Raw genomic sequence first — 5,406 nt, forward strand, 5'->3', positions numbered from 1 at the left:
GCTCTTGCGCAGCAGCGTTTGCAGGCTTTTGACCGGGATGCGCTAGTGCTTCCTTTGGTGATTGCTGCAAATTTAATAGCAACTCATGCGGGCGGCGGTGCCCAGCCCACGCTGGCCACGGCGGGTAGCTTGTCCCAGCAACTCACGCGCGTGTTGCGCGATGCCCTGCACGATGTGCTGGGCCGCCTGCAGTTTGGCCAGGTGCTGCTGGCCACGGTGGGTTCCACGGCGCCCTTTGTGGGGTTGCTGGGTACGGTGTGGGGCATCTACCACGCTCTCACTGCCATGGCAGGTGCGGGGCAGATCACCATCGACCGCGTCTCCGGCCCTGTGGGCGAGGCCCTGGTCATGACGGCGGCCGGGTTGGCGGTCGCCATCCCTGCCGTGCTGGCCTACAACGTGTTTGGCCGCCTGATCGGCCGCATCGAGGCCGACCTGGAAGGGTTTGCGCGTGACCTGCGCGAGCTGGTCATCGACACATCGGCCCACGCCGATTCCCGGCCCTGAGCGCCAGCAAGGTTGACCTCACATGGCCTTCGGAAGACTGGAGCGCACCACAGGGCCGCAGCCCATGAGCGACATCAACATGACGCCGCTGGTGGACGTGATGCTGGTGCTGGTGGTCATCTTCATCCTCACGGCACCGTTGTTGGCCAGCGCCATCCGGCTGGACCTGCCGCGCACCGAGGGCGCCACGCCCGGCACGGCGCCGCAATTCGTCACGCTGGTGGTCGATGCCTCAGGGCAGGCCTTTCTGGATGACCAGCCTTTGTCGCAAACCGCGCTGGCAGAGCGCCTGCGCCGCATTGGCGCCGAGCGCCCTGACACCGAGGTGCAGCTGCGCGCCGACGCTGCCGTGCCCTATGGCCGCGTGGTCGAAGTCATGGGCGCGGCCCACCTGGCTGGGCTGCAGCGCATCGGATTTGTAGCCGAACCTGCGGCGAATCCTGTGTCGCCTGCGTCTCCAGCCCCGTCCCGCTGACCCACCCCGGCTGCTGGCACGCTGGTGCCAGTCCCTGACCGCCTAAAATCCCTGCAGCGCGGCCCTGCGGCTGCACTCTTCTCTCACCCCCGAGCCCCCATGCAAGACAAATACTCTCCCCAAGACGTCGAACGCGCGGCGCACGACCACTGGACCGCCACCGACGCCTACCGCGTGACGGAAGACACGAGCAAGAAGAAGTTCTACGCCTGCTCCATGCTGCCCTACCCCAGCGGCAAGCTGCACATGGGCCACGTGCGCAACTACACCATCAACGACATGCTCACGCGCTACCTGCGCATGAACGGCCACAACGTGTTGATGCCCATGGGCTGGGACGCCTTTGGCCTGCCCGCTGAAAACGCTGCGCTGAAAAACGGCGTGCCACCGGCCAAGTGGACGTACGAAAACATCGCGTACATGAAAAAGCAGATGCAGGCCATGGGCCTGGCCATCGACTGGAGCCGCGAGGTGGCCACCTGCGACCCCACGTATTACAAGTGGAACCAGTGGCTGTTCCTGAAGATGCTGGAAAAGGGCATTGCCTACCGCAAGACCCAGGTGGTGAACTGGGACCCGGTGGACCAGACCGTGCTGGCCAACGAGCAGGTGATTGACGGCAAGGGCTGGCGCACCGGTGCCACGGTCGAAAAGCGCGAGATCCCCGGTTACTACCTCAAGATCACCGACTACGCCGAAGAGCTGCTGGGCTTTGTGACCGGTGACAAGCTGCCCGGGTGGCCCGAGCGAGTGAAGCTGATGCAGGAGAACTGGATCGGCAAGAGCGAAGGCGTGCGCTTTGCCTTCACGCACGACATCGCCGGTGAAGACGGCGCACTGATCGGCGACGGCAAGATGTACGTGTTCACCACGCGGGCCGACACCATCATGGGCGTGACCTTCTGCGCTGTGGCCCCAGAGCACCCGCTGGCCGCACACGCCACCAAGACCAACCCTGCGCTCAAGGCCTTCATCGAAGAATGCAAGAGCGGCGGCACCACCGAGGCCGAACTCGCCACGCAAGAGAAGAAAGGCGTGCCCACAGGCCTGTACGTCACGCACCCCCTCACCGATGAGAAGGTGCAGGTCTGGGTCGGCAACTACGTGCTGATGGGCTACGGCGACGGCGCGGTGATGGGCGTGCCTGCGCACGATGAGCGCGACTTCGCGTTTGCGCTCAAGTACGGCATCGAGATCAAGCAGGTCGTGCTGGTCGATGGCGAGCACTTTGACTACCACCAGTGGAATGACTGGTACGGCGACAAGCAGCGCGGCGTGACCATCAACTCCGACAGCTTTAGCGGTCTTTCCTACAAGGAAGCCGTGAACGCCGTGGCCCATGCGCTGCAGCAAAAGGGCCTAGGCGAGAAGAAGACCACCTGGCGCCTGCGTGACTGGGGCGTGAGCCGCCAGCGCTACTGGGGCACACCCATCCCGATCATCCACTGCGACGAGCACGGCGCCGTGCCCGTGCCCGAAAAAGACCTGCCCGTGGTGCTGCCGCAGGACTGCATCCCCGACGGCTCGGGCAACCCGCTGCACAAGCACGAAGGCTTCCACGCGGGCGTGACCTGCCCCGTGTGTGGCAAGCCTGCGCGCCGCGAGACGGACACCATGGACACGTTCGTGGACAGCTCGTGGTACTTCATGCGGTATTGCGACCCCAAGAACGCCGACGCGATGGTGGCCGACGGCACCGCCTACTGGATGCGGGACCAGCAACATGCCACTGGCGGCAGCGGCATGGACCAGTACATCGGCGGCATCGAACACGCCATCCTGCACTTGCTGTACGCGCGCTTCTGGACCAAGGTCATGCGCGACCTGGGCCTGGTGAAAGTGGACGAGCCCTTCACCAAGCTGCTCACGCAAGGCATGGTGCTCAACCACATCTACAGCCGCCGCACCGCCAAGGGCGGCAAGGACTACTTCTGGCCGCACGACGTGGAGCATGTGCTGGACGAAGGCGGCAAGATCATCGGCGCCAAGCTCAAGAACGAAGCCACCAGCGGCGACGGCATGCTGCCTGTGGGCACGCCCATCGACTACGAGGGCGTGGGCACCATGTCCAAGTCCAAGAACAACGGCGTGGACCCGCAGGACCTGATCGAGAAGTACGGCGCCGACACCGCCCGCCTGTACACCATGTTCACCGCCCCACCCGAAGCCACGCTGGAGTGGAACGACGCCGCCGTCGAAGGTAGCTACCGCTTCCTGCGCCGCGTGTGGAACTTCGGCCTCAAGCTCTCGGCCATTGACCGCGATGCGGCCATGGCCAGCGTGGCCGGTGCCAGCAGCCTGCAGGACGTGCAGTTTGGCAAGGAGGCCAAGGCCCTGCGCCTGGAGATCCACAACGTGCTCAAGCAGGTGGACTACGACTACCAGCGCATGCAGTACAACACCGTGGTCTCGGGCGCGATGAAGATGATCAACGCGCTTGAAGACTTCAAGGCCATGGACTCGGCCGGTGCTCAGGTAGCGCTGATCGAAGGCTTTGGCATCCTGCTGCGCTGCCTCTACCCCGCCACGCCCCACATCGCCCACAGCCTGTGGACGGGCCTGGGCTACGCCGGTGCGCTGGGCGATCTGCTCGATGCGCCCTGGCCGCAGGTGGATGCCGGTGCGCTGGTGCAGGACGAGATCGAACTCATGCTGCAGGTCAACGGCAAGCTGCGAGGCTCCATCCATGTGCCCGCCCAGGCCGACAAGGCCGAGATCGAGCGCATTGCGCTGGCCAGCGAGGCCTTCACCGCCCAGGCCGCCGGGGCCGCGCCCAAACGTGTGATCGTGGTGCCGGGCCGTCTGGTGAACGTGGTGGTCTGACCCCATGAACAAACGCACCCTGCTCAGCCTGGCCCCGGTGGCCCTGTTGTCTGCCTGCGGATTCCGGCTGCGTGGTGTGCCGGAGTTCGGGTTTGGCTCGCTCTACATTGCGGCCCCCGCCACCTCGCCGCTGGCGCGTGAGCTGCAGCGCACACTCGACGGATCGGGCAGCCAGCTCAAGCTGCTGCGCGACCCGGCCAGCATGCCGACGGCAGAGGCCATCTTCGATCTGCTGCAGGAGCAGCAGGAGCGTGTGGTGGTGGGCCTCAATGCGTCGGGACAGGTGCGCGAACTGCAGCTGCGCCTGCGCATCAAGTTCCGCCTGCGCACGCCCACCGGCGTGGAGCTGATCCCGGACACCGAGCTGCTGCAGCAGCGCGACATCAGCTACAACGAAACCATTGCGCTGGCCAAAGAGGCCGAAGAGGCGCTGCTCTACCGCGACATGCGGACGGATCTGGTGCAGCAGCTCATGCGCCGCCTGGCGGCTGCCAAGCGCTGAGACTAGGCACTGAGTCCGGGCACATTGTTATGGCCCGGCGAGGGCACGCGCATCAGCGTGCTCTTGCCAAACAGTGACTCCACCAGGTCCACGGCCAGCACCGCCGTGCGGTTGCGCACGTCGAGCGCGGGGTTGAGTTCCACAATGTCCAGCGAGGCCAGGCGCCCGCTGTCGGCAATCATCTCCATACACAACTGCGCCTCGCGATAGGTGGGGCCACCGGGCACCGTGGTGCCCACCCCGGGCGCAATGTCGGGGTCCAGAAAATCCACATCAAAGCTCACATGCAGGTGAGTGTGCGCATCCAGTCCGGCCAGCGCCTGCTGCATGGTCTGGCGCATGCCCACCTCGTCGATGTAGCGCATGTCGAACACCTCCAGGCCTTGCTCGTGCACAAAGCGCTTTTCGCCCGCGTCCACGCTGCGAATGCCGATTTGCCGGATCTGCGACGGGTGCAGCGCCGGCCCACCGCCCGGCATGCGGGCCAGCCCGGTCAATGCCTCGGGGCCAAACCCGCACAGGCAGGCCACAGGCATGCCATGCACATTGCCGCTGGGCGTCAGTGCACTGGTGTTGAAGTCGGCATGGGCATCCAGCCACAGCACGCGCAGTTTTTTACCCACCTCTGCGCAATGGCGGGCCACGGCGCTGATGCTGCCCAGGCCCAGGCAGTGGTCTCCGCCCAGCAGGATGGGCAGGTGGCCCAGCTGCAGCTCGGCATACATAGCGTCGAACACGCGCTGGTTCCACTCCACCACCTCCGGCAGGTGACGGTAGCCGTCCACGGGCGGCAGCCACGGGTTGGCGGGGCCGCTCAAGTTGCCCCGGTCAAACACCTGCAGTCCGTGCGACTCCAGTGCTGCCTGCAGGCCCGCCACACGCAGTGCCTCGGGCCCCATGGAGGCGCCCCGCGCCCCGGCGCCGATGTCGGTGGGGGCGCCGATCAGGCTGGTGGGCTGGGCGCTGCGCAGGGCGGTGGGTGGCATGGTACGGGGGCTTTCTGGGAAGGCGGTCAATGTCGGTGCGGGCGCGTGCACGCGCCCCGGGGGAATTCTCGGGGCTTTGGGCGCCAATGAATAGCGCTGCAGCTGATCAGTTC

The 5,406-nt window shown here is 65.8% G+C and carries 5 protein-coding genes; 4 read left to right on the forward strand and 1 reads right to left on the reverse strand.

All coding sequences use genetic code 11. The annotated features are described in order from the left end of the window. The 4 genes from ISS20_RS23280 to lptE form a co-directional block, all read left to right on the forward strand. The coding region (locus ISS20_RS23280; protein ID WP_291439993.1) for a MotA/TolQ/ExbB proton channel family protein at positions 1-507 on the forward strand (507 nt) is incomplete at its 5' end. A 22-nt stretch (positions 508-529) separates the two neighbouring features. Continuing rightward, positions 530-982, forward strand: coding sequence for a biopolymer transporter ExbD (locus tag ISS20_RS23285; protein ID WP_291439995.1), 453 nt, complete (start codon positions 530-532; stop codon positions 980-982). A gap of 99 nt (positions 983-1,081) precedes the next feature. Further along, positions 1,082-3,805 carry a leucine--tRNA ligase gene (gene leuS, locus ISS20_RS23290; RefSeq protein ID WP_291439997.1) on the forward strand — a complete coding sequence of 908 codons (2,724 nt, stop codon included), beginning with the start codon at positions 1,082-1,084 and terminating at the stop codon, positions 3,803-3,805. Between the two features lie 4 nt (positions 3,806-3,809). Continuing rightward, on the forward strand, positions 3,810-4,307 hold the full coding sequence (gene lptE / locus ISS20_RS23295) for an LPS assembly lipoprotein LptE (RefSeq protein WP_291439999.1): 498 nt from the start codon (positions 3,810-3,812) through the stop codon (positions 4,305-4,307). A gap of 2 nt (positions 4,308-4,309) precedes the next feature. Here the strand turns inward: lptE and rocF are convergent, their stop codons facing one another. After that, the gene (gene rocF, locus ISS20_RS23300; protein WP_291440001.1) at positions 4,310-5,293 is read right to left on the reverse strand and encodes an arginase; all 984 of its coding nucleotides are present in this window, start codon (positions 5,291-5,293) and stop codon (positions 4,310-4,312) included. Between the last annotated feature and the right edge of the window lie 113 nt (positions 5,294-5,406).

Origin of the sequence: Acidovorax sp. (assembly GCF_016783915.1) — a bacterium.
Classification (GTDB): Bacteria; Pseudomonadota; Gammaproteobacteria; order Burkholderiales; family Burkholderiaceae_C; genus Acidovorax.